This is a genomic window from Streptomyces sp. CB02923 (genome assembly GCF_001905005.1).
Classification (GTDB): domain Bacteria; phylum Actinomycetota; class Actinomycetes; order Streptomycetales; family Streptomycetaceae; genus Streptomyces.
Genome location: NZ_LWKZ01000001.1, coordinates 282808 through 307572 on the forward strand (window position 1 = coordinate 282808; position 24765 = coordinate 307572).

Consider the following 24765-nt stretch of genomic DNA (forward strand, 5'->3'; position numbering starts at 1 on the left):
TTCGCTGCACCCGCCCGCCCGACTTTCGCCGTGAGGAACCGATGACGATCCACGTCCCTTCCCCGCAGTCCCATGGGCATGTCCCGCGTCACCAGTGGCCGTCGAGTCCGCTGTTTCGGGTGGGGCTCGCCGTGGCGCTGGCTTTGCTGGTGGTGGGTGGAGCTGCGCTGCTGGTCTTGAAGACGGGCGATGCGGTCAGTGGGATGTGGTGCTTGAGCGTGGTCCTCGTGGTGGTGACTGCGACAGGAGAGGCCCGGGTCGGCCGGGCTCACCACTGCCGCCAGGTGACTGCCGAGCGGGACCAGCTGCGGGCCCAGGCGCAGCGGTTGACGGTGGAGGTGCTGCCGCTGGTCCAGCAGCAGTTCGACAAGGACGCATCGGCCACCACCGTCCTGGCACAGCTCGACGACCTGAACGGGCTGCCGGGCGATCCGGCGCTGCGGGAGCTGACCGGAGCCGTGGTCCATGCCCTCTACGAGGAGCGGCGCCGGCGCAAGGCGTTCAACTCGGTGATGCGCACGTACGCGCAGCGTCTGCACGCCGCGGTCACCGACCAGCTCGCGGACATCGACAGGCGCAAGGGCCCGTACTGGGTATCGGACGGCCCGTCGGTGTCGCGGGAGGCGGTCCGGGCTGATCTCGACGCGCTGGACATGCGGGCCTCGGCCATGGGGCGGCTGTCCCAGAGCGTGCTCGTGCTCACCGGGGCTCGTCTCATCGGACGGCCGTACGAGCAGCCGATCCAGGTGATGCAGGTCCTGCGCGCCGCCGTGGGACAGACCCCCGACTTCCAGCGGGTGAATCTGCAGGTGCCGGACAACGTGGGCAAGGTCAGCAGCCAGACGGTCAACACGGTCATCCTCGTGATGTCGCAACTCATCCACAACGGGCTGCGGTTCAGTCCGCCGCCCTCCCCGGTCGTGGTCGGCGTCGAGCAGGTCCAGATGGGGCTGGTGCTTCTCGTCGTCGACAGCGGTCTGGGAATGGACCCGGAGATGCTGGAGCGGGCACGGCGCACGGTCGACTGGACGTGCCCGCTGGACTTCGCGGACCTGTCCGGCAACCGGCTGGGCCTGGCTGTGGCACGCATCTGCGCCGAGCGCTACCGGCTCACGATCTCGCTGGGACTGTCGGATAGCGGTGGCATCCGCGCCAGCGTGTTCCTTCCCTGGCAGCTGCTCGCCGCCCCTGTCGCGGACACGCCGCCGCGCGCGCCCCGGCAGCCTGCCGCGCCACCGCCCGCTGCGCCGGCCCGGGCGCCGCACACGCCGGCCGGTGCGCTTCCCGCAGCCGATCCCCGCCCCGCTGCTCATCCCTCACCTGCGTCGTCACAGCATCCGCTGCCCACCCGCGTTCCCCGGGCGACACTGCCGCGGCCTGCCGCACCGTCCGCCCCGGGTGCCGCGCCCGTGCCGCCGGACCTGGCTCTCGCCCGGCACATGGGGTCCTTCCACCGCGCCACCCGTCCCACGCCGCCTTCCCCGCCCGCCCCTTCGACCGACGCTTCGGAGCGCTGAATCGTGAGCAAAGACCTGACCTGGCTGATGACGAGCCTGATCGAGCAGACCCCGGGTGTCGTGGAGGCGCTGCTGCTGTCCGCCGACGGCCTCAAGGTGACCTGCGACGGACAGCTGGACACCGATGCCGCGGACCAGATGGCGGCGGTCTGCAGCGGCCTGGTTGCTCTGGGGGAGGGCTTTGAAGCTCACTGCGCCGCCGGCCGCCTGCGCTCTTTGACCGTCGCCCTGAGCGACCGGCAGGTGGTGGTCATGGAGGCGGGTGACGGCACGATCCTGGCGGTCCTGGCGGACGCCGAAGCCGACACCGGGGCGATCGGGGCCGCGATGGTGCAGCTGATCGAACGGGTCAGGAGGCACCTGAACATCCCCGTCCGCACCGCACCGACGCCGACGCCATGAGCCAGGCCCCCGACCCACGGGACGTGCCGGACCGTTCGTTCGTGGCCCTGGCCGGACGAACCAGCAGCGACCACGCCCTCGATGCGTCCTCGCTCATCCGCACCGAGCACAGGGACGTGGCCGGCCTGCAGATCGAAGACGCCCAGATCATCAAGCTGTGCTGGGACCAGGCGCTGGCGGTCGTGGAGATCGCCGCGCTCCTGCGCCGCCCGCTGGGCTTCGCCACGGTCGTCCTCTCGCGCCTGATCGACCAGCACCGGGTCTCCGTACACCATTCCCCCGCCTCTCCTCCCGCACAAAGCAGCACCGCCCCCGACTTCTTCGACAGTTCGCAGGGGCAGGAACTGCTGGAAAGGGTCCTTGGTGGTCTCCAACGACTCCGCTAACACCCCCATAGGCCGGGCCGAGCCCACCGCGGTCAAACTGGCAGTCGCCGGCAGCTTCGGCGTCGGCAAGACCACCTTCATCGGGTCGGTCAGCGAGATCACGCCGCTGTCCACCGAAGCGGAAATGACCCGCGCCAGCATCGGCGTGGACGACCTGAGCGCCACCCCGCACAAGCGCACCACCACCGTGGCCTTCGACTACGGCCGCCGCACGCTGGATACGGACACGGTCCTGCACCTGTTCGGCGTGCCCGGACAGCAGCGCTTCGAGGAGTTGTGGAGCCGTTTGTTCCGCGGCGCGCTGGGCGCGGTGGTCCTGGTGGACACCCGCCGCTTCGATGCCTCCTTTCCCGCCCTGGACCGCGTGGAGGAGGCCCAGATGCCGTTCGTCGTGGCCCACAACGTGTGGCACGACGAAGACGCCCGCCACAGCCCGGAGAAGATCCGCCAGCACCTGACGCTGCAGGAGCAGGTGCCGGTGATGGCGTGTGACGCCCGGCAGCGCGACTCCGTACGCCAGGTCCTGATCACCCTGGTCCGCTACGCCGGCCGCCACTACGCGGCCCGCGGCCGTCAGGAGGCGGGCCGTGCCTGACACCTTCGCAGCCATTGCCGCAATCACCGTCCCGGCCAGCCACGAGCGCGCGCCGCTGCTGGGCGACGGCCGCTACCAGCACGATGCCGGCGGCGTCTTCCGTGAGCTGTATAAGGCGCACGGGCCGGTCGCCCCCGTCCTGCTGCCCGGCCGCGTCCCCGCCTGGCTCACCCTGGACCACCAGACCCTGCGGCGCGTCACCGAGGACACAGCGACCTTCGCCCGCAACACGCTGCGCTGGCGGCTCGGCCCGCTGCTGCCCCCCGACTGGCCCCTGTGGCCGATGCTCGGCGGCGGGCAGGCCCACGACTGCCTCCTGTACGCCGAGGGCGAGGCGCACCGGCAGCGCGCCGGCGCCCTGAGCGCGGCGCTGGACGCGGTGGACCGCGACGAGTTCGCCGCGCGCTGCCAGCACATCAGCGAGCACCTGCTGGCCCACGTCGCTCCCACGGGCGCCGCCGAGCTGATGGCCGACTACGCCCTCAAGGTGCCGGTCCTGGCGATGAGCGGGGCCCTGGGCGTGCCGGACGAGGACAGCCGCGATCTGCCCGCGGACTTCGCCGCGATGCTCTCCAGCGGCCCGGAGGCGATCGGCGGGCGGCAGCGGGCACGGAAGGTGGTCGAACGGCTGATCGCCCGGGTCCGCCGCCGGCCGGGCGCGGACGTCGCCTCCCGGCTGGCAGAACACCCCCTCGCGCTGAACGACCAGCAGCTCGCCGAGGACCTGCTCGTCACCTACATCGCAGGCCACATCACCACCGCCTACCTGATCGGTAACACGGCGCGGCTGATGCTGACCGGCGACCGCTTCACCGACACCCTGCGCCGCGGACGCCTGTCGGTCAGCGACGCGATGCACGAGGTCCGGTGGTCCGACACCCCCACCCAGGTCTTCGCCGGCCGGATCACCAGCCGCGTCACCGAGCTGGGCAACTACCGCATCCCGGCGGGCGACCTGGTGCTGCTCGGCCTGGCCGCCGCCAACACCGACCCCACCCTCCATGCGGACCCGGCCGCGGGAGTACGCGACTGCCGCGCCTACCTGTCCTACTCCCACGGGCCCCACAGCTGCCCCCGGCCCGCCCGCGACCTGTCCGAGGTAATGGCCAGCACCGCCATCGAGGTGCTGCTCGACGCCCTGCCCGGCCTGTCCCTGGCCTGCCACGACAGCGAGCTGCGCTGGGCCCCCACCATCTGGATGCGCGGCCTGCTGGCCCTGCCCGTCCAGTTCACCCCCACCTCCCTCAGCCTCGGCCACCCGAAAGGTCTCCCATGGATGTGAACACCCGCCTGCCGCGCACGCACGATGTCCCGCTGAGCCTGGACCGGCCGGTGCACCGCCTCTCCCCCGACAGCGCCGACATCCACCACGACGCCACCGTCATGCGTGACGCCGGGCCCGTCGTCCCGGTCACCCTGCCCGGGGACGTCCCGGTCTGGGCCGTCACCCAGGACGCCGTCGCCCGTACCGTCCTGCGGGCACCCGACGTCTTCAGCTCCGACCGCCGCAACTGGCGGGCACTGCGGGCAGGGGGCATACCGGCCGACTGGCCGCTGATGGGCCTGGCCGCCCCCCAGGGCCGCAGCCTGATCACCGTCGACCGGCCCGACCACAGCTACCTGCGCGGCCCGCTGGCCACGGTCTTCACCGAAAAACGCGTCCGCGCCCTGACACCGCTCATCGAGGAAGTCACCGACCGGCTCCTGGACCAACTGGCCACCGCCGCGCACGCATCCGCCGACGGCACGGCCGACTTCCGCAAGCAGGTGGCCTGGCCCCTGCCGATGACCATCATCTGCCACCTGCTGGGCGTCCCGGAAGCCGATCACGCCATGCTGCGCGAGCGGTTCGAGGTGCTCTTCGACGACACCCAGGACCCCACGGACGCCGTGGCCGGCCTCAGCGCCTACCTCCACCGCCACCTGGAGCGGATGCGGCACACGCCGGGGGACGATCTGACCAGCGCGCTGCTCAACCTGTCCGGCGGCAAGCGGCTCACCGACCCGGAGTTGGTCGCCGCGCTCCAGGTCCTCATCGTCGCCGGACACGAGACCACGGTCCATCTGCTGGTCAATGCCGTGCGCGCGCTCACCGCCCACCGCGAGCAGCTCGCCCTCCTGCGCACCGGCGAGGTCCCCTGGTCGCGCGCGGTGGAGGAGGTGCTGCGCTGGGATCCGCCGACCGCAAATTTTCTGCTGCGCTTCGCCACCCGCCCGGCGACGCTCGGCGATACCGCCATCCAGGCCGGTGATCCGGTGATGATCTCCTACATCGCCATGGGCCGCGACCCCGAACGCTACGGCCCCACCGCCGCCCAGTTCGACGTCCGCAATGTCCGCGGCCACACCTCGTTCGGGCACGGCATCCACGTCTGCCTCGGCGCCCCGCTCGCCCGCCTGGAAGGCCGCATCGTCCTGCAGCGCCTGTTCAAACGGTGGCCCGACCTCACCGTGACCGGCTCACCCCGCCGCTCCCCCACCGTGCTCATGAACTCCTACGCCAACCTGTCCGTCCGTCTGGCACCGGCCGACGACCGGCCGGCCGACACCCGCACGGAGGCGTGACGATGCCCCGCACCTTCCCCGGCACCGCAGCAGCGGCGACCAGCCGGCCCCGGCGGCCGGAGTACGTCATCCGTCCGGCGGAGTACGCCGATCACCGGGCCGTGGCGCAGGTCGTCGCACGTGCAACGCACTGGATGGACCACCGGCCCCGAGCCGCCACGCCCGGCGACTGCCCGCTGCTGTCGATGCTCGGCACGGTCGACCGGGGACACCCGCTGACCTGGCTGCTGCTGGACGGCACCACCATCCGCAGCTGCGCCCTGGTGATCAAGAGTCCGATGCGCGATGAGCGCGGGCGGGACATGCCGGGCAGGGCGCTGTGGATCGACGACCTGTACGAGGACCGCGACGGACCGGACTGCGACGGGTACGGGCCGCGTCTGGCGGGCTGGCTCGTCGACTACGGCGCACACGAGCGCGAGCACGTGCAGTGGCTAGCCACAGACACCGCCGATCAGGCAGTGGCCGAAGACCTCGGCGACCGCTACGGCCTCGAAGTCCTGCGCAGCACCCCCATGTCGGCCTTCCTGCTGCGCCGCCGCACCCGGCGGCTGCCCCGAATGACCGACACCGTCCACGCCCAGCTTCCGCCGTGCGTCCGAAGACGAAGACGGCCCTGACGAAACGACTTCCGCAGGCGGTGAGGCCAACCACCGTCGCGCGGGCGGGCACGGCTCCGTGCCCCGGCGGCCGTCCCCCCGTGACGGCCGCCACCCTCCCGATGGCCGCCTGCTCCCGAGCCGGGCGTGCCCTTCGGGAGGCAGCGGCCCTGCCCCGCCTCGTGTGGGCGATGGCGGGCAGGGCCGCGCCGCAGCCTTCCCGGCCGACGACGCCCGGGAAGGCACCCGGCCGCTCCGCCGTGGGGACGGGCTGGCCGGGTCGGCGCCGGGCCCGGGTGGGGCTTCCCGGCGCTGCGGCACACGAGCCGGCCCCGACAGGGCTGACAAGGGGCACCCCTGACCGGGGCCGGCTCTCCCCTCTTCCCTTTCCGCTTTTGAGGAGTACGCGATGCCGGGCCACCTCACCACCAGCGTCACCGGCACCGGCCAGCGCACCCTCCCCAGCTTCCTGGGCGAGCGAGAGCAGCGTCCCAGGACGGGCGCGGGCCGCGTGCACCCGCGCCGGGTACGGCCGGCGTGCCGACCGTACCCACCGCCGATCCTGGTTCGTGCCGTCCCCGCCTGTGCTGAACGACGGGGAAGAGCCGGAAAAGGCGCCGTGCGGCTGCTACCTGAACACAGCCGGGAGCAGCCAGGCCGAGAAGGGCACGCTCGGCCCGTCGGCTCACCAGGGCTCATCACCCTGGCGAGCCACCACGGCCCCCACAACTTCTCCCGATGGCCGCTGCCCACCGGCGCCCCGCCGTCCGGGAGACACAGTGACGCGGCACAACACCGTCCCTGGGCCCCCACCGTCCCGGGGAGCGGGATCGCGCGGCCCCTGCCCCACCGCCTTCAACAGCCATCCACACCCTCGTTGCCGAAACGGACTGCCACGATGAAACTGCGCGAAGCGCCCCCGTCGGAGCGCCGGACCCGCGTCACCGCGCCGGACGGCGCGCGGAGCCCGTGGCGGTTCAGCCCGGGCCCGGCGGCCGTCGCCCCAGACCGGCAGGCCCTGGACCTGCTGGCCAACGGCGCCGGAGACGAGGGCCTTGTCGCGCAGGGGCTGTGTCCCAACAAGCAGGTGGCCCGGTTCACCATCTCGGCCCTGGGCGTGGCGCTGTCCGGCGGGCAGCACATATCGCGCCCGCGCCTGATCCACCTGGCGGTTGTACGGGAGCTGTGCACCGTCCCTCCGGCCGTGGCCGCCACCATCCCGCTCGCACAGCGCTGCCTGCTCACGGCTCTGGCCGCGGGGTTGGCGCTCCGGCAGTTCGCGGTCGCCTCCGCCCTCACCATGGCCGAGGCGCAGGAGCTGCGGGTGCTGATGCGCGCCTCGCTGCGCGCCCGCAGCGACGAGCACGCCGTCTTCCGCGGCCACCAGGTCCGCGTACTGCCCCGCCAGGAGGACCTGATCGTGGAGCCCTTCCCGGCGCAGGCGGGGCAGGCGGCATGACCACCCGCCTCCCGGACCCCACACCGCAGGCCCTGCGGGCGGCGCAGCGGCTGCGGACGCTGCTGGGCCCGCCGCCGGCTTCGTCACCGGCCGTGGCGGCTGCCGTCCGTCCAGGCCAGGACAGCGCTCCCGACAGCCCCCACCCGCGTAACGGCCGCCCCGCCTGAGCCTCCGCCCCTTGCCCGTACCACCTGCACCACCTCTGGAGAACGCCCGTGATGTCCCGAACCGCCGAGCACGCCCTGAGCAAGAACAAGACCGTCTGCCTGCCCGTCCGGCCGGAATGAAGGAGGAGCCTGCCATGCCCGCAGCGGTGCTCCCCGAACCGCCCGTGCCCGCTCCGGACGGCTCCGGCCTGTCCGCCGACTCCCGCGCCCTGTACGCCTGGCGCACCCGCATCAACCAAGCCGCCCGAGCCCGGCACCCCACCGTTTTCCGCGTGGCCCTCTACGCCCTGACCCGCCCGGGCGGTGACCCCGCGCACGACCTGGCCGCCGCGCAGAACCTGGCCGCACAGTTCCACTTCGACGTCGCCGACCGGGTCTTCGACGACCAGGGAGACAGTGCCCCGCGGCTGCGGCCCGGCTGGTTCCGGCTGCGCACCATGCTGGCCGATCCCGCTGGCGGGGTGCACGGCATCGTCGCCGCCTCCCGCACGGCCGTCAGCCGCGACCGGCTCTACCTCACCGAGCTGGCCTGGCTCGCCGACCACGGGTCCGGATTGTGGCTCGTCCGTAAAGAGACCGACCTGTAGCGAGCGCCGTATACCTCCGAGCGAACCGCGCCGGGGCAGTCAGCGAGCAGCCACCCCGATCGCCGGGTGCCCTGCCCAGCCGTCGCCGCCTCCCGTGCGTACAACCGGCGTCGAGTCCGTCGCGAAACCTCTCCTCTCTCCGCGTTTGCGCCGCCCGGCCGGTGGCGGCTTCACCCCCTCATCAATGACGTAAGGAACAGCTGCATGGCGTCTTCTTCTCACCTGCCCGTGCCCGCGCTGTGGCCTCATCAGCGCGAAGCCGTCACCGCGGTCACGGACACGCTGTCCCGGGCCGAGCGCACCACCGCGGTGATGGCCTGCGGAACGGGCAAGACCCGGGTGGGCATCGAGGCCGCGCAGGACATCGCGCCTGCCGGCCGGGTGCTGACGGTGGTGCCCAGCATCGAGCTGGTCGGGCAGACCCTCCACGCGTGGCGTCAAGCCTACGGCGACGGGCTGGGCCGCACCGTGGCCCTGTGCTCCGACCCGGGCGTGATGGACCAGCGCGGCCAGGACCTGCGCGCCGAACACGCCGCCGTGACCACCAGCCCAGCGGACCTCGCACACCTGGCCGCGGGGCCGGGCCGGGTGACGGTGGTCAGCACCTACGCCGGTATGCGCGTCCTGCAGGAGGCGCACGCTTCCTACGACTTGAGCCCCTGGAGCCTGGGGATCGTGGACGAGGCGCACCGCACCGCGGGAGCGGCCGGTAAAGCCTGGGGGCAGGTCCACGACGACGTGGCGCTGCCCGCCGGCCGGCGGCTGTACCTGACGGCCACTCCCCGGATCGTCGGCACCCGCGGAGGATCCGGCCTCGGCGACTTCGCTGTGAGCATGGACGACCCCAAAATCTATGGGCCCCGGAGCTACACGCTGTCCTTCGCCCGCGCCTCGGCGCTGGGGCTGCTGGCGAAGTACCAGGTCGTCGTCGCCGTCATCACCAGTGACGAGGTCCGTGCCCTGGCCGCCTCACAGCAGCACTACCAGGTGGGGCGCTCCGCCGTCGCGGTGGACATGCTGGCCCGCCAGATCGCCGTGCTGCGGGCGGCCGAGCAGCACGGCATCCGCCGGCTGATCACCTACCACGGCCGGGTCGCGGACGCCGACTGGTTCGCCAAGACGCTGCCCGCCGTGGCCCCCCTGCTGGCGGCGGACGGCGCCGCGGCCCCTTCGGTGTGGGCGGGGCACGTGCGCGGCGGCCAGAGCGTGGCGGACCGCCGCAAGGTCCTCGACCGGCTGCGCGGGGACGAGGAGGGCCTGGTCGTCGTGTCCAACGCGCGGGTACTGACGGAGGGCGTCGACGCGCCGGCGGTCGACGGGATCGCCTTCCTCGACCCCCGCGAATCGACGATCGACATCATCCAGGCGCTGGGCCGGGCCATGCGCCTGGGAGGCCGCAAGGACAAGGTCGCCTCCATCATCGTCCCCGTCCTGCTCGGCCCCGACGAGGACCCGGTGGAGGCTCTGGAGTCGTCGGCCTACCACCAGGTGTGGCGTATCGCCCGGGCGCTTCGCGCGCACGACGAGGCCCTCGGTGACCAGCTCGACAGCGCCCGCCTGCAACTCGGTGCCGGTGCCGGCCCCGAGCGCGGAAGCGCCGCTTCCGTGACTCACCTGCCGGACTGGCTGCGGATCACCGGAGTTGAAGTGCCGGCGCACTTCGCCACCGCCATCACCACCCACGCCGTGCGCGGCAGCACTCAGTCGTGGGAGGAGTTCTACGGTGCCGCCACCGCCTACCGGCAGCAGCACGGTGACCTGCGGGTCGCCCTGCCCTACACCACCACCCCCGGCGGACTGAAGCTCGGCGAGTGGATCGCGCGGCAGCGCGCGACCGAGAGCAAGGGCAACCTGCTGCCCGGCCGCAAGGAGCGCCTCGATGCCCTCGGCATGGCCTGGTCCCCCAAGGCCGAAGACTGGCAGCACGCCTTCACCGCGGCCGAGACCTATTACCGGGAGCACGGCCACCTGCTCGTCCCGAGGGGGCATGTCGTGCCCAGCGCGGACGGAGACGCGCCGGTGAAACTCGGAGCCTTCATCAGGGCCCTGCGGACGGGGCTCGTCCACCTCGACGACGAGCGCCTGGCCGCCCTGGAGGGCATCGGCATGGTGTGGAGCGTGCACGACGACTCCTGGCAGCGGCACATGGCTGCCGCGCGCGCCTACCGCGAGCGGCACGGCGACCTGCTCGTCCCCATTGACTTCACCGCCGACGGCAATCCCCCTCTGCCGCTGGGCCAGTGGCTCCGCGTGCTGCGCAACTCCAAAGACAAGCAGTCTCCCGCGCGGATCCGCGAGCTGGACGCCCTCGGCATGGTCTGGTCCGTCCACGACTACAAGTGGCAGCGCGGCTTCGAAGCCGCCCGCGAGTACTACGAGACCCACGGCGACCTGCGCGTACCGGCCAAGTACACGGCGAAGGGCCCTGACCCGGTCAGCCTCGGCAGGTGGATCCACAAGCAGCGCCAGAACCTGCGGGACGCCAAGCTCAGCCGCGAGCGCGTCACCGCGCTGACCAACATCGGCATGCGCTGGTGACCGTCGGCCCGACACACCCGGCACGTCGCAGGCACACCGCCCGCTCGCACACCTCATGGCCAGCTCCCTACATTTCAGGAGGACCAATGGCAGCAGAGTTCCGGTTCGGCACCTATAACCTTTTCAACCTGGGCATTCCCCGCACAGCCGAAGCAAAGGAGCGGTATGGTCGACTCGTCGAGACGGTGAGCGAAGCTTTCCGCGACCGCCGGGGGGCGTTGGCGGTCCAGGAGATCACCGGAGACAGGCGGATTGACGCCAGCCAAGTCCTTCGTATGTTCGCCGACGACACCGGCTTGGTGGCGCAAGCGTCCCGGCCGCGGGGGCGCCGCATCATCCCCGCCTTGGCCAGCCAGCATCCGGGCACGTGCGACAGTGTCCGCTTCCACGTTGCCCTGCTGTGGACCCCTGATGTGGAAGCCGTACCCCGCACGCTGCGCCGCTACGACGGCGGAGTGGATCTTTGGCACGGCATGGTGACGGTGATGCTTGATGCCGGCGGACCGAGGCCCACCAAGTGGGGCGCGTATCACGCGAATCCCTTTTCCCCGGTCCGTCGACTCGAAGAGGCGCGTCGCGTCCTGTCCGCCTTCCAGAACGAAGACGAGCAGGGAGCGATCGGGGCCGACTGGAACAGTCTGGACGCCTCCCGGCGAGCCGACGGTTCCCGCTACGACGAAGACCGATACGCCGGCCAGCGGCACCGCAAACTGCGGTTCCAGGTCGACTTCGACCCGGCACACCCTGATGCACCACCGGTGGCGAACCGGGATGCGGCCGTCTTCCTCAGCCAGGAACCCGGCGGTCTGCACGATATTGCTCCGCTGCTGGACGTCCCCTGGGAGGCAACCTGCGGCCACTGGCCCGACGAGCAGGGTCGCCTCGACCCGTTCGGCCCCGGCCGCATCGATACCGTCCGCGCCACGCTCCGCCTGGCCCGTACCGCCTATGCTCACACCACTCACCACGGGCCGGATGCAGAAGCCGCCAGCGATCACTTGCTTGTCACCACCGACTACGACCTCAGCCTTCTGCCAGCGACTCAGTGATGGAGAGCGAAGTACTCTCCCTGGAGGAGGCGTCCTTAAGGCCCAGGAGGCGCCCCGTCGTCGGACCGCCTCGTGGCGCAGCTCCCGCCAATTCCCCTGATCAGAGCAGGGCATATAGCGCGCAAGGGCATGGGAGGCAGTAATGGCACTACGGTTCATCGGTATCGACCCCGACACAGGCGGCGGGAACTGCCCAGCGCTGTGGGTGGACGCGGAACGGCGGGAGATCATCGTGCAGGGCTGGGTCGCCGACGAGGCGACGCTCCAGGAGTGCGCGCAACGCAGCCCCCGGCCCGAGGACGAGGCCGTGGTCCGTATCCCCGCCCGTATGGCGGCCCAGCTCAGAAAGGCGTGCGATGTCGCAGACGGTACCGAGCTTCGCTGAACTGCTCGACTCCGCCCGGCACTCGGCCGTGCACCTGGAGATGCGCGATGTGTACGCCGTCGAGGAGGAGAAGACGGCGGTGGACGCCTGGCGGCGTGACGGCACGGTGCCGGCGGCCGATTCGGAGTTCTGGCGGGAGTGGGTGGAGCTGGTGACGCGGACCGTTAAGCGCGGGGTCACGATGCGCCGGGCCCGCATCGTCTCGGAGCCGGTGAGCGAGTACATCCGCTTCGAGCACGCGATCACCCCGGTCAATGTGGCGGCCGGCGAACAGGTGCGGTGGCTGCCCCGCGCGCACGCCTGCGGCCTCGCGCTGCCGGGCAGTGACTTCTGGCTCATCGACGAGAAGGCCGTGGGCTTCAACGTGTTCTCCGGCGACGGCCAGGCCACCGACCCCCAGTACACCGAGGACACCTCGGTGGCCCGGCTGTGCGCGCAGGCGTTCGCTGCCGTGTGGGAACGGGCGGTGCCGCACGACCAGTACCAACTGACCTGACCGCTGAGCGACTGGAACGCCGCACGTGTCCGCTTCCCCGTCCCCGGCCGCGCAGGAGGCCCGGCGCGCGCTGGGGCTGCGCCTGCGGGAGGTGCGGCGTGCCGGCGGCCTGACCGCCAGTGAGGTGGCGGCGCGGTGCGGCTGGCACAAGTCGAAGGCGTCGCGGCTGGAGAATGCCCGGACGCCGCCATCGGACGCGGACATCCGGGCCTGGTGCGCGGTGTGCGGGGCGCCGGACCAGGCGGAGGACCTGATCGCGGCGGCGCGTACGGCGGAGTCGATGTACGTGGAGTGGCGCCGGCTGCACCGCGGCGGCATCCGGCCCTACCAGGAGGCGGCCGTGCCTCTGTATGAGCGCACCCGGCTGTTTCGGGTGTACTGCTCGAACGTGGTCCCCGGCCTGCTGCAGACCCGCGCGTACGCCGCCGCGCTGCTCTCGGCGATCAACCGGTTCCAGGGCACCCCCGACGACGCCGGCGAGGCCGCCGCCGCGCGGCTGGCCCGCTCCCGCGTCATCCGCGAAGGCCGCCACCGCTTCCTGCTCCTGGTCGAGGAAGCTGCCCTGCGCTACCGCCTCACCGGCCCGGGGCCGATGCTCGACCAGCTCGATTTCCTGCTCGAAGCCATGTCGTATCCGGCCGTCTCCCTGGGTGTGATCCCCGTGAGCGGACGGCGCGCGTTGTGGCCGGTCGAAACGTTCATGATCTTCGATGAGGAGCGGGCCCAGGTCGAGACCCTCTCCGCCGAAATCAACATCACCTCCCCCAGCGAGGTCGGCGTGTATCTCAAGGCGTTCGACGCACTGCAACGGATGGCCCTCTACGGGGACCCGGCCCGCCGCCTGGTGATCTCCGCGCGTGCCACGTTCGAGTGAAGGCGTGCAACTTCGTAGAACTTCCTTGAGGCTCAACCCGGGCCGCTCGTAGCGTCGTTGGCATGAACGAGGTTGCCGCGCCGCCCGCGCAGCAGATCCCGGCCGAGGAAGCCGATGCCCTGCCGGTCGACGTGGTCTGCATCGAGGCGACCTGCGCTCGCGCCTTTCGCCCTCGGCGGCTGTCGGCCGGCCCCGGCCTGGCGGAACCGGCGCGGGCGCTGCGCGGCCACCTCGCGCTGCTCCTCCCGGCCGATCCGGACTCGCTGCCGCCGCTGGCCCGAGGCGCCGCCCGGGACGCCGCCGAGCTGCTGGCCCTGCCCGAGAGCACCGATGCGCTGACGGCCCGCTCCCGGACCCGGGCGCTGGCGCAGTTGTGCCTGATCCTCCTCGAACCGCACCGCCCTCCGGCCGATCCTGCTACGGATACGGACCGGTGTTCTCACCTTGACCAGGGAGGTTCATGAACGACTTCATCCCGCCTTCGCGGAAGCTGCACCGCATGTCGCGGGCGGACAAGCTGTTCACCACCAAGGCCGTGCGCCGGGTCCAGGCGCCGTGGGAGTGCCACGAGTACAAGAAGGTGGCGGGCTCCTCCGACGCGGCGAAGACCTACGACACGACCGCCCAATGACCCTTCTCTCGCCGGGGCCCGGCCCGCGTGGCCGCGCCCCGGCCCTGTGGACCTTTCCGGGAGACTGCATGATCAAGCTGCGGCTGGCCCCGTACTCCGGCGGGGACTGGCAGTGGGACGGCGCCCGCTACACCACCGCCGGCGGGGAGAGCGAGGTGGCGCCCGTCCTCCACCCGCTCGTGGAGCAGGCCGCCGTCAGCGACGGCCGCCGCACGCTGATCATGGTCCGGGAAAAGATCGCGGGGCACCCGGCGCCGGAGGCCGCGGTGCGGCAGGTACCGGAGGCCGGGTACGACCAGGCGCGCCGGGCGGCCGGGCGGTGGCCGGCGGACTGGGTGCTGACCGAGTGGACGCAGGACGAGCCGGTGCAGGTCACCGCGGGCCCCTGTCGCACCACCCCGCTCTACCTGGCCGCCGACGGCGCCACGTTGCACGGCTCGTGGGAGATGGGCGACCTCGCCAGATGGGCGGGCGGGCTGAACCCGCGGGAGACGGCCCGGCTGCTGCTCTACCGCCCCCGCTACAGCTCCGAGACCGCCTTCACCGGCATTCACCGCCTGACCGAGCGGGCCACCGCCCACTTCGGCGGCGCCCTGTTCCTGCGCTACCCCGAGCCCGCCCTGCACAGCGGACCGCGGGAACTCGCCGAGGACGCCGACGTACTGGGGGCGTTCGTCGAGGCGATGGACGGTGCCTGGGACCTGCGGCCCCTCGGCGCAGTGACCACGGCCCTGCATCTGACCGGCGGCGTCGACAGCGGCGTCCTTGCGACCCGCGCCGCCGAACGCTTCCCGGGCCGCTTTCCCACCGCGGCCCTGCTCATCGGCGGGCCCGGCCGCGCCCAGCAGATCCGCCGCCGCCAGCAGATACGCGAAGCGGTCCGTTTCGCCGACCCGGACCTGCTGCGGGACGCGATGGTCGCGGCACCGCTGCACCGCGACTGCGCCCGCGTCAACGCAGAACTCGTCAGCCCCTACGACGAACCCCTGTACCACCCGTTCCGCAAGCTCACCGAGGCCCTGGCCGCCGCGGGCACCCACGCCGTCGTCACGGGGCTTGGCGGGGACGAGATGGTGGCCCTCTCCCAGGAGGAGTACCCCCACCGGCCCATGGGCGAGCTGACCGACGCCGCCCGTCTTCCCTGGGTCGGTGAACACGCCCGCAGCGCGGCCGAGTTCGCCGACATCGGGATCGCCCCACCGGCCATGGTCAACAGCATGACGCTGCTGTCCCTGGAGACCACCGCACCGCTGCTGCTGCGGGCCGGCATCTGGCCGGTGCACCCGTTCGCCGATCCCGTCATGGTCCAGCTCGGCGAGTGGCTGCCGCTCAACTGGCGCCGGCTCAAGCAGCTCCAGCGCCGCCGCCTGGCCGCCCTCGACCTGGGCCGGGAGGTGGTCCAGCCGAAACTGCGGGAGTCCTTCGCCGAAGTCGTCCAGCACACCCTGACCGTCCACGCCCGTCCCCTGTTCGCCCGGATGCTGCGCGACGGCTCCCCGCTGTTCGACAACAAGCTCGTCAACCCCGACGGGCTGCGCCGCGCCGTCGACCGGCTCCGCGACGGTGCCTACCGCGAGGACGGCGACGCGCAACTGCTGGAAGTGACCACCTTGCACCTGGCCGCCGAAGCCTTCCTCTGACCCGCCCTGCCCGCTGGAGAGTTTGTGTTCGCCATGCGCCCGGCCACCGCCGCCGACGCCCCCGCCCTCACCACCATGATCCTCAACCGCTCCCGGTGGCTGGAGGAACGCGGCCTGCCGACCTGGCGCGAGTCCGCCGACACCATCGCCCAGCAGGCCGGGGACGGTGACATGTGGGTGCTGGAACACGCGCAGGCCGCCCGCCTGGCCGGCTGCACCACCGTGCAGACCGCCGCCCCGCCGTGGGGCTGGACGCCACAGGAACTGGCCGAACCGGCCCACTACCTGTACACCACGTGCACGGACCCGGCCTACCGCGCCCACCGGCCCGGCACCCTCATCGCCTGGTGGGCCGTCCAGCACGCCGCCACAGCGGACCAGCGGTGGGTGCGGCGCGGCTGCTTCTACCCGGCCCTGGTGCGCTACTACCAGCAGCAGCACTTCCAGCTCGTCCACGAAGTGCAGCGCACCACGAAACGGGTCTACCTCCTGGCCCACCCCGCCGTCCCGATCCACCCCGAAGCGATCCCCGAACCGCTGCTGCGCACCGACTTCCAGCACCTCCTGACCGCGGGACGCACCCGGTGAGCGACGCCCGTGAACCGCCGGAAGAATCCCTGGAACAGCTCGCCGCCCGCCAGGCGAAGGCCCACCGGGACCTGGCGGGCCAACTGCGCGTCCTCGTGCTCGCGCCGGGCCCGCAGCGGGCCGCGCACCTGCACCCGAAGGCGCCACGGCTGGTCCTGCGCCACGACGGCTACCAGTGGACGCCACTCATGACCGCCACCGACTACGCCGCCGCGCAGCAGCTCCTCCACGGCCCGCCGCCCATCCCGCCTCCCGCCGGCCCGGCCCGCACGGGCAGCCGGGGAAGACACCGCAAACCCGACTGAGCGGCACAGCCCCGCGTCTTGTCCCGGACCTTGACAAGAAGGACCACCGTGGAATACACCACCCGCGACCAGTGGCACCGCCGCTACGCCGACGGCCGCGGCTTCCGTCCGCTGGCCGAGCCGAAGCGTCGCTTCCGCGCCGACCACTTACCCACCCAGCCCGGCCCCCGAGCCCTGGCCGACCGCGAAGTCAAGGCAGTGTCCGGCGCCTGGGGCGAGGTGGAGGAATACGAAACCGACCGCATGACCGTGCTGGTGCTGCGCCACCCGCGACCGGCCCGTGCACGCGAGACCAGCAGGGTTCAGCCGCAGGAGGGCACCGCATGAAGTGGCCACGCCTGCATGCACCGAAGGCCCAGTCGGCCGACGACACCGACATGGGGGTAACGGAGTCCGAGCGGCTGCTGTTCGGCGGCCGGCTGCGCCTGGACCTGGCCTGGCTGCGGCACGAAGACGCCTTACTCGACCTGACCCTGCGCGGCATGGTCGTACGCCTGCCCCACCTCCTGGCCCTGACCGCCCGCCTGGCCCGCCAGGCCAACGCCCGCGCCCTGCGCCAGGTCCTCGGGGCGGAGGTGGGCCGCGGTGCCGTCCAGGCCGCCAGCATGATCGCCATCAACCACGTCCTCGCCGCGCTCCTGTCCCCCGGCCCGACGACGCAGCGGCTCAGCGCCGCGCTGCCCGCGCTGGTGGCGGTCGCGGTGTGCAGCGTGATCGGCGCCGGCCTGCACGCGGTGTCCACCGCCGGCACCGGACGGCTGGAGCCCGCGGTGGAACGCGTGGCCACCGAGATCTACCTGACCGCCGCCGCCAAGGTGGAGATGGCCGCCTTCGAAGACCCCGACTACCACCGCCGCGCGGAATCCGCCCGCTTCGGCGCCTCCTCCGCCCGCCGCATGATCCAGTACAGCACCTCGGTGATCCACGCCCTGATGTCGCTGCTCGCCTCCATCGGCGTGCTGACCGTGCTGCACCCGGCACTGCTGCCGATGATCGTGATGATGACGCTGCCCTCCGCCTGGGCCACCCTCGTCATCGCCCGGCGCCGCTACACGTCCTTCAAGGTCTGGACACAGCACGCCCGCGCCGGCCGCCTGATCTCCGAGCTGCTGACCTCCACCCACGCCGCGGCCGAGATCCGGCTGCACGGCATCGCCGCCTTCCTGCTGCACCACTTCCGCAGCATGTCCGAGACCGCCGAAGAGGAGCAGGCACGCCTCGCCCGCCTCGCCGCCCGCACCGGGATCCTCGCCTCGGTCCTGACCGGCATCGCGTACGCGGCGACGTTTAGCATCCTGGGCCTGCTGCTGTGGACCGGCGCCATGCCGCTCGCGGTGGGCGGCACCGCCATCATCGCCATCCGCACCGCCACCAGCTCCCTGTCCGGCCTCGTCCACCAGATCAACTACTTGAACGAGGAGAGCTTGTTCGTGGGCGACCTGGAGCACATCCAGGACGAGGCCGGCCGGCGCGCCATCCCCGCCACCGGCCGTCCCGTACCCGAGCACGTCGACGGGGTCCGCTTCGAGAAGGTGTCCTTCACCTACCCGGGCAAGGACAACAAGCCCGCCCTCGACGGCGTGGACCTGCACATTCCCGCCGGGGCGACCGTGGCGCTGGTCGGGGAGAACGGCTCCGGCAAGACCACCGCCGCCAAGCTCCTCGCCGGCCTCTACCTTCCCGACGAGGGCCAGGTCCTGGTCGCCGGCGTACCCACGAGCGAGATCGACCGGCACGCCTGGTTCTCCCGCATCGCCAACGTCAGCCAGGACTTCTACCACTGGCCGCTGACCGCCCGCATGAACGTCGCGATCGGCCGCACCGACGCGGACCCGACCGAAGAGCGGCTCACCGCCGGGGCCCGGCACGCAGACTCCGAGGACCTGATCGAGGACCTGCCGCGCGGCTGGGGCACCCTGCTGGCCCGCGGCTACCAGGACGGCCACAGCCTCTCCGGCGGCCAGTGGCAAAAACTCGGGATCGCCCGCGCCCACTTCCGGGCCGGGCAGCTCCTCGTGGTGGACGAGCCGACCGCCGCGCTCGACGCCAAGGCCGAACAACGAACTTTCGCCAACATCCGGGCCCTCGCCGCCGGCGGGCAGACCGTCGTGCTCATCACCCACCGCCTGCACTCCGTACGCTCCGCCGACCTCATCTACCTCATGGAAGACGGCCGGGTCGCCGAGTCCGGCACGTTCACCGAGCTGATGAACCCGGCCACGGCCCCGGACGGCAGGTTCCGGATCATGTACGGGGTCCAGCGCGCGCAGTTCGTCACCGACGATGATGAGCAGCCTTGGCCCCTTCAGAAGGGGCCAACGGTCACATGAGGTGCCGGCCAAACCGTCTGCGTCCGGTGAAAGGGGCAGCCCCGCCCGGAGGCCGGGCGGGGCTGGGACCGAGAGCAGCCAGCAGCTCGGATGGATGGATACCGCTCACGCTACGGCAGCCAAGGTAGCGGGGCCGTCGTGCCTGCAGCCCTCTGGATCGACAGGGCTGTCAGTGCTCCGCGCTACGTTCTGTCTATGGCACGTAAACGGAAGTTATGTGAAGTCGACGCTGACTTCTGGTGTGAGCTATGCCCCGGCCCTATCGACTTCGACGAACCTGGCAGCACGAAGAGACACTGCTCTGGCTGTGCTCCTGCCCACCGGCAAGCCAGAAGTAAGGGACTTACCGTCGAACAAGTCAACGCGATCCTTCGGGTCCAGGAGGACATGTGCCCCATATGCGGCGAAGGTCCTGGGGACGACGGTGCCGAAGGCGTGTCCTGGTGGCAGATCGATCACGACCACAAGTGCAAGTGCTGTACTACTGGTTGCCGACGGTGTGTACGTGGCCTTCTGTGCAAGCCATGCAACCTGCACCGCGTTGCTTGGTACGAAAGGCTGGGTGAAGACCGGCAGACGTGGCCGCTTCTGAACGCGTACTTGTCTGACCCGCCTGCTCGGCAACCGGCTGCGCGCCAGATCGAGCCGGGTGACGTCGGTTACGTACGGGCGAGGGAAGGCGGCTTCGCAGGCAGCACCTACGCTTTCCGCACGAAGCTGATGGATCTTCTGTAATCCCGACTCTGCACGCTCTGTTCGGCGATGGCTGGTGTCAGTACCGCTCCGGCGCTGGAGGTTTCCTCCGCGGCACCAGTACGGAGGCAAGGCACTCCCTTCGCGCACCTAGCTCCACATTATGAGCACGTCCGATCAGCACCACCGCGTCCGTATATCCGCCGCACCCGAGCAGCCCGCCGTCATCGAGATCGACGGCCACGGTGTCGCCTCCTCGGTGGAGGCGTACCGGATCACGCAGACCGTGGACGAGGGGCTCGAAGTCGCGCTGTACGTGGCCACGGACTGGAACGGCGTGCGGTTCGAGAGCCTGGCGGATGTGGTGGTCGAGCCGGCGGACGTGCGGCCCGTCGTGGCCGGATTCCTGGACGCGGTGGACTGGCGCAAGCTCGACGAGGCCGTACTCGACCGTGATGATCTCGGCGGCGCGCCGGGGGAGCTGACGTGCGGGATGCTGGCACAGCTTCGGGAGTGGGCGCTGAGTGCTTGATCTGCGCGGCCTCGCCCGGTTCGCCGAGCGGCACCCGGTGCCGGACAAGAGGTGCTAGTGCTCCGCCCAAGTGCACTTGTTGGAAAGCGGGGAAGCACCGTCGACTCTTTTAGAGACTTCACGCCGCAACCGTGGCTAAACGTGCCAAGGGTCACGTCCGGTATACCAACTTCGGGTCAGATTGCCCCAATTCACAGCCTTGAGCAGAGCCTGACGCCCCCATAGATGTTGGTCGCGCGATATCCCGACCACCGTCGCCTGGCTCAAGGGGAACGCGGATGAGCCCGGCGGCCAGAAGGAGAAACACTCTTGTCTGGTTTATCAAGAAGAAAGCGCATTCTGCCCAAGCTCGCCGTCGCCACGGTGGCCGTCATGCTCCTCGGGGGAGGCGGCATCGCCGCCGCCGACAGCAGCGGTGCAACACTCGGGTGGGATTATTCGCCGGCCTCCCGCCCCGCGGCAGGCCCCGAGGCCCTGGCCAAGGCCAACAACCACCGGCCCGAGTCCGGGAAGAACCTCAAGGCCGCACCGGGCGTCAAGGGCGCGAACGGGATGTGGCAGGTCAACAGCACCGCGCCCACTCTGTCCAACACCGTCACGGATGGTGATGGCGACACCGCAAACCTGACCTTCGAGGTCTACTCCACCGACGCCAACGGCAACCCCAAGGAACAAGTCAAGCTCACCAACCCCGACACCGGTAAGCCCGCCGCCTACGGCGTCGTGGTGTCCAGCTTCGTCACCTCCGGCGGCACCGCGAAGGTCACCCTGCACTACGGCGACCTGAAGGCGAACACCACCTACGCCTTCCGCACCTCTGCCTACGACGGCGGCCTGTACGAGACCAACTGGTCAGCATGGGCGAAGTTCAAAACCCGCGGCCGGACCGTGGACATCAAGCTCCCGGAGCCGAACAAGAGCGCCCCGGCGGTGGACCTGGACAAGTACCAGGAGCCGCAGATCGGGAGACGTAACCGGCCCGAGGAGGTCGCACGCGCCGCGAAGGTCGCCGGCAAGGGCAGCGAGACCTGCACCGACCACGGCCAGAAGATCACCTGCATCAAAGTTGGGAAACCGTCCGACTTGAGCGCCAAGGAGAAGCAGGACGTCGCGGACAAGCTCCGTGCGGGCAGTGGCGATCTGGTGCCGTGGTGCAACGGCACAGGCGTCTCGGTGGGCAAGGACTACCTCAAGCGGGACAGCGCCTGTCTGAAGTGGGCCACGCCGATCGTGTTCAAGTACTTGGTCAAGGGTCCGGACGGAAAGATCTACAACCCGGCGGACGCGCACTTTGCCTCGGCCATCGAGATCAAGCTCAACCCAGTGTCCCGGAAATTCACCCAGCGGTTCGCGCTGGTGCCGATGGACCCGTTCATCGTGCAGCGCGGCACCATCGGTATGCCGGGACCGTTCACCATGATCCCGACGTTCAAGTGCTCTGCGGAGTGCACCACCGCCGCCCCGGTGTGGGACGGGTCCCCTACGTGGCAGCCGAAGGGCGACATCCACGCCGCGTACGCCACCTTCAACCACGAGTGGACCGGCGGCACCGCCACCAAGGTCTCCAGCCTTCAGCTGGACTGGACCATCGCTGGGACCGTCCAGGGTGGCGGCCAAGAGATCGAGAACGACCCGCAGTGGCTGGGCAACTCCACCCCAGACTTCGATATCCGCTGCGACGCCGTCGCCTCTGCCACCAGCCCGGGCTGCGTGTTCTCGGCCTATAAGCCGACCTGGGTGATGAACTTCGCCAAGACGCCGGCCGCCGTCGCGCACGCCTGGCTGATCCAGTCGAAGCTTCCCAGCCACCCCGGCTCCAAGGCAGCGGACAAACCGATCAAGTACCTGCCTGCGTCCGTGCGGGATTCGAACCTGAACCGGGAGGTCATCTGCCCGAGCGGCTGGGCCAAGAACTACGGCAGTCCAGACACCACCCCGATCGACACGAGCGACACCGTCAGCTGTGACGAGTTCGCCTACGCCGCCTCCTACAACTCGGGCGGTATGCCGGCCACCCTGGGCGGCATGAACGAGGTCGACACCGGAAACGACTGCGTGCAGACCTACGCCTCACGCGTCGCGCCGGGCGACTGGAGGCTGTACGACGACACCCGTACCGCCGCTCCGACGTGGAAGGAAGTCTGCGGACGCTCGTCGATGTCGAACTACCAGAACACCCAGTCGATGCAGCCGTTCTCCGGAACGTTCTCCTCGCCATCGAAGTACCGTCTGCTGGACAAGGACCCGTACTGGGTGGCCTTCCCTGAGTTCGCGCACTGTGACGCGTCCAAGGCGGCGGTGTCGTGCACCGTTCCGAAACCGTGAACGGCTGGTAGGACACGGCACAGGCTGGGGCGGGGCGGCTACACTCTCCCGCCCCAGTCGCACCCTTAAAACCAGGAGAAGACATTGAGCGACGGCATCACGTGGCTGGCCGACGCCTGGCGCGGAGAAGCCCCCATCCTCTTCGTCACCTTCGCACGCGGCATCAGCCCACACGACCTCGTTGTCCGGCTCGGTGCCCGCCCCGGAGACGTACTCGACCCGATCACCTTCGCCGAGGCCGAGCGGCTGACGTTCAACGACCGCGAATCAGCCCGCGTAGCCCGCTTCGGTGAAAGCGCGGGCTGGTCATACGCGGTGGAACAGGGATGGCCCTCCAAGGCTTGGTGGGCTCACCCCGAGGTCTCCGCAGGCGGGATAGAAGTCCTGCATCTGACCCCGAAGCCGGACGACCCGCCCCGGGAATGCTGGTACTACCGCGACGGCCAGACCGTCGGCCGCTTCGACATCGGCGACACCCCAGACGAGGGCCTGGCGTTCCTGCTGCCGGCGTTCGAGGAAGCCGGACTCCTCGATGAGGACGCGAGCGAGGAGTTCGACTCGTTGCGCGCGACCCTGACCGCCTTGCAACAGCAGTTCGGGCTGTCACTGCCACGCCAGGCAATCCTCAACGGCCAGCTGCCCGCAGCGGTGACAGCGACCGTGCCGCCAGAAAATCTGGGGGACTGACGAGCGCGCCATGAGCAGAAGGTGCCAGGTGCGTCCGCTGGCAACCCCGGATGTACGGAGCTGCCCTGCTACAGCTGGTCGCGCAGCAGGCCGCCAAACGTCTGCTCAGCCACCCCGCGCACTGCCCGAGGCCGGAGCGCATCGTGACGCTACGTTCGCGCACCTAAGCACCGGATTGCGAGCACGTTCGAAGAGCACCGTCGCGTCCGCATCAGAGAGGCGAGTCGGTGCGGCATGATGCGATGGCCAGGTGGGTCAACGAGTATCGGAGCGGTAGATGGGCGGCTGCGAGGCAGGCTCCACCGACGCGTGGGGTGACGCCATAGCCCGCGCCAACGACGTGGTGGCTCCACATCACTTCGGGGGGCATGAGGAGAACTGGGATTTCGTTGCGATCCGCGACATCGTCGCGATGGTTCTCTACGCCCTGCACGCCGGTGACGAGCGACCGGTGCCGCACGTGCCGTGGGATGCGGTGCTGTGGCATTTGGGCAACGACGGCCGCGTGGTCACCTTGGTCGAGGGGGCGCTGCCCCACCTGGCTCCCGGATCGCTGGCTGTTCCAGCTGATGAGCGCATCGCCAAATGCTGGCAGTGGCTGAACAAGACCTGGGATCCGCAAGCGCCGATTCGGTCCCAGTTGCAAGGGGGCGTCGAAACCGGGCCGCGCTGGGATGGCCTGAGTCGGGGAATCGGCAGAACCCTCCCGGACCCGGCCGTCGAGGTCTGTACCAGCTGGGCCGCCACAGCGGTGGAGACCGCTCTTAACGCGGAGCGCGGCGGATACCGCCTCTTCCAACGCGTGCGTGTTGCCGAGGGCGCCTTCAGGAACCAGTACGGATACGTACGACAGCTAGGCTGGGTGTTCGACGACGATGCGCAGCGGGCCGCCGACGGCCCCCCGGCCTGGTACCTCGTGGACCTTGACGAGGCCGACGCCCCGCAGCGCTTCGAGGCCCGATGCCTGACCCCTGGCACCGACGTCAGGCGGTGGCCCGAGCGAGTCCCTGGCCCCCAGAAATCCAGTCCGCCGACGCGCCGGGGTGAGGACGAGGCGACCCGAGCCAGCTCTTGCGCCGAGCACCTCGCCGAAGTACTGGGCCGCGCCAGCAACCCGGAAGCCGTTCCCGACCGCCTGCGACAGGCGATCGCCAGCGCGCACAGCCATCACCACCAGGAAGAAGATCACCAGGCCCGACCACGGCCCCACCGCGTCACCTGGCAGGTGATCTCGCACTGGTACCAGGTGACGGAGACCTACTCCCCCACCGCCGTACTGCGCCTGTGGGAGGTCGTCACCAAGACCCACCTGCACGACGACGGGCCCGTCCACCACCTCGCCGCGGACGAGGCAGCCGCGCAAGCCCTGATCGCCCGCTACGCTTCCGCGCCTCGCTGATGTCCTTTACGGGCCC

27 protein-coding genes are annotated in these 24765 nt (G+C 70.7%); all 27 read left to right on the forward strand.

Annotated elements, in window-relative coordinates; all coding sequences use genetic code 11:
- Positions 1-218 precede the first annotated feature (218 nt).
- Positions 219-1517, forward strand: coding sequence for an ATP-binding protein (locus tag A6A06_RS01165; RefSeq protein WP_338015848.1), 1299 nt, complete (start codon positions 219-221; stop codon positions 1515-1517).
- Positions 1518-1520: 3 nt separating this feature from the next.
- The gene (locus A6A06_RS01170; protein WP_079193720.1) at positions 1521-1919 is read left to right on the forward strand and encodes a roadblock/LC7 domain-containing protein; all 399 of its coding nucleotides are present in this window, start codon (positions 1521-1523) and stop codon (positions 1917-1919) included.
- Complete coding sequence (locus tag A6A06_RS01175) at positions 1916-2305, forward strand: DUF742 domain-containing protein (RefSeq protein ID WP_073757884.1); 390 nt, start codon at positions 1916-1918, stop codon at positions 2303-2305. Before A6A06_RS01170 ends, A6A06_RS01175 begins: the two co-directional genes overlap by 4 nt.
- Positions 2283-2900, forward strand: a complete 618-nt coding sequence (locus A6A06_RS01180; RefSeq protein WP_242440516.1) for a GTP-binding protein — start codon at positions 2283-2285, stop codon at positions 2898-2900. The genes A6A06_RS01175 and A6A06_RS01180 overlap by 23 nt, the downstream gene beginning before the upstream one ends.
- On the forward strand, positions 2893-4182 hold the full coding sequence (locus A6A06_RS01185) for a cytochrome P450 (protein WP_079193721.1): 1290 nt from the start codon (positions 2893-2895) through the stop codon (positions 4180-4182). Before A6A06_RS01180 ends, A6A06_RS01185 begins: the two co-directional genes overlap by 8 nt.
- A complete protein-coding gene (locus A6A06_RS01190; RefSeq protein ID WP_079193722.1) occupies positions 4173-5465 on the forward strand; it encodes a cytochrome P450 in 1293 nt (430 codons plus the stop codon). Before A6A06_RS01185 ends, A6A06_RS01190 begins: the two co-directional genes overlap by 10 nt.
- A gap of 2 nt (positions 5466-5467) precedes the next feature.
- The gene (locus A6A06_RS01195; protein ID WP_073757886.1) at positions 5468-6085 is read left to right on the forward strand and encodes a hypothetical protein; all 618 of its coding nucleotides are present in this window, start codon (positions 5468-5470) and stop codon (positions 6083-6085) included.
- Between the two features lie 877 nt (positions 6086-6962).
- The gene (locus A6A06_RS01200) at positions 6963-7523 is read left to right on the forward strand and encodes a hypothetical protein (protein WP_073757888.1); all 561 of its coding nucleotides are present in this window, start codon (positions 6963-6965) and stop codon (positions 7521-7523) included.
- A complete protein-coding gene (locus A6A06_RS41330; RefSeq protein ID WP_199930623.1) occupies positions 7520-7690 on the forward strand; it encodes a hypothetical protein in 171 nt (56 codons plus the stop codon). The genes A6A06_RS01200 and A6A06_RS41330 overlap by 4 nt, the downstream gene beginning before the upstream one ends.
- 134 nt (positions 7691-7824) lie before the next feature.
- On the forward strand, positions 7825-8277 hold the full coding sequence (locus tag A6A06_RS01205; protein WP_073757890.1) for a hypothetical protein: 453 nt from the start codon (positions 7825-7827) through the stop codon (positions 8275-8277).
- 204 nt (positions 8278-8481) lie between these two features.
- Entirely contained in the window at positions 8482-10815 is a 2334-nt protein-coding gene (locus A6A06_RS01210) for a DEAD/DEAH box helicase (protein WP_079193723.1), read from the forward strand.
- Positions 10816-10901: 86 nt separating this feature from the next.
- Positions 10902-11864, forward strand: a complete 963-nt coding sequence (locus A6A06_RS01215) for a hypothetical protein (protein WP_073757893.1) — start codon at positions 10902-10904, stop codon at positions 11862-11864.
- 142 nt (positions 11865-12006) lie between these two features.
- Entirely contained in the window at positions 12007-12249 is a 243-nt protein-coding gene (locus A6A06_RS01220) for a hypothetical protein (protein ID WP_073757894.1), read from the forward strand.
- Positions 12221-12745, forward strand: coding sequence for a DUF6879 family protein (locus A6A06_RS01225; RefSeq protein ID WP_073757896.1), 525 nt, complete (start codon positions 12221-12223; stop codon positions 12743-12745). The genes A6A06_RS01220 and A6A06_RS01225 overlap by 29 nt, the downstream gene beginning before the upstream one ends.
- A gap of 25 nt (positions 12746-12770) precedes the next feature.
- On the forward strand, positions 12771-13619 hold the full coding sequence (locus A6A06_RS01230) for a helix-turn-helix domain-containing protein (protein ID WP_073757898.1): 849 nt from the start codon (positions 12771-12773) through the stop codon (positions 13617-13619).
- A 62-nt stretch (positions 13620-13681) separates the two neighbouring features.
- A complete protein-coding gene (locus tag A6A06_RS01235; protein ID WP_073757900.1) occupies positions 13682-14083 on the forward strand; it encodes a DUF6415 family natural product biosynthesis protein in 402 nt (133 codons plus the stop codon).
- Positions 14080-14250 carry a hypothetical protein gene (locus A6A06_RS41335; protein ID WP_199930624.1) on the forward strand — a complete coding sequence of 57 codons (171 nt, stop codon included), beginning with the start codon at positions 14080-14082 and terminating at the stop codon, positions 14248-14250. Before A6A06_RS01235 ends, A6A06_RS41335 begins: the two co-directional genes overlap by 4 nt.
- 68 nt (positions 14251-14318) lie before the next feature.
- Positions 14319-15890, forward strand: a complete 1572-nt coding sequence (locus A6A06_RS01240; protein WP_073757902.1) for an asparagine synthase — start codon at positions 14319-14321, stop codon at positions 15888-15890.
- Positions 15891-15923: 33 nt separating this feature from the next.
- Entirely contained in the window at positions 15924-16478 is a 555-nt protein-coding gene (locus A6A06_RS01245; protein ID WP_242440580.1) for a GNAT family N-acetyltransferase, read from the forward strand.
- Positions 16475-16783 carry a DUF6087 family protein gene (locus A6A06_RS01250; RefSeq protein ID WP_079193724.1) on the forward strand — a complete coding sequence of 103 codons (309 nt, stop codon included), beginning with the start codon at positions 16475-16477 and terminating at the stop codon, positions 16781-16783. Before A6A06_RS01245 ends, A6A06_RS01250 begins: the two co-directional genes overlap by 4 nt.
- A 48-nt stretch (positions 16784-16831) precedes the next feature.
- The gene (locus A6A06_RS01255) at positions 16832-17110 is read left to right on the forward strand and encodes a hypothetical protein (RefSeq protein ID WP_073757906.1); all 279 of its coding nucleotides are present in this window, start codon (positions 16832-16834) and stop codon (positions 17108-17110) included.
- Positions 17107-19113 carry an ABC transporter ATP-binding protein gene (locus tag A6A06_RS01260; protein ID WP_079193725.1) on the forward strand — a complete coding sequence of 669 codons (2007 nt, stop codon included), beginning with the start codon at positions 17107-17109 and terminating at the stop codon, positions 19111-19113. Before A6A06_RS01255 ends, A6A06_RS01260 begins: the two co-directional genes overlap by 4 nt.
- Positions 19114-19308: 195 nt before the next feature.
- A complete protein-coding gene (locus A6A06_RS43855; protein ID WP_199930625.1) occupies positions 19309-19848 on the forward strand; it encodes an endonuclease domain-containing protein in 540 nt (179 codons plus the stop codon).
- A 121-nt stretch (positions 19849-19969) separates the two neighbouring features.
- Positions 19970-20338 (forward strand): hypothetical protein, encoded by a 369-nt coding sequence (locus tag A6A06_RS01270; RefSeq protein ID WP_073757910.1) that lies wholly within the window; start codon positions 19970-19972, stop codon positions 20336-20338.
- Between the two features lie 309 nt (positions 20339-20647).
- Positions 20648-22663, forward strand: coding sequence for a hypothetical protein (locus tag A6A06_RS01275; RefSeq protein ID WP_199930626.1), 2016 nt, complete (start codon positions 20648-20650; stop codon positions 22661-22663).
- Between the two features lie 84 nt (positions 22664-22747).
- Positions 22748-23350 carry a hypothetical protein gene (locus A6A06_RS01280; RefSeq protein WP_073757914.1) on the forward strand — a complete coding sequence of 201 codons (603 nt, stop codon included), beginning with the start codon at positions 22748-22750 and terminating at the stop codon, positions 23348-23350.
- A gap of 277 nt (positions 23351-23627) precedes the next feature.
- Positions 23628-24749 (forward strand): hypothetical protein, encoded by a 1122-nt coding sequence (locus A6A06_RS01285; protein WP_073757916.1) that lies wholly within the window; start codon positions 23628-23630, stop codon positions 24747-24749.
- Positions 24750-24765 lie beyond the last annotated feature (16 nt).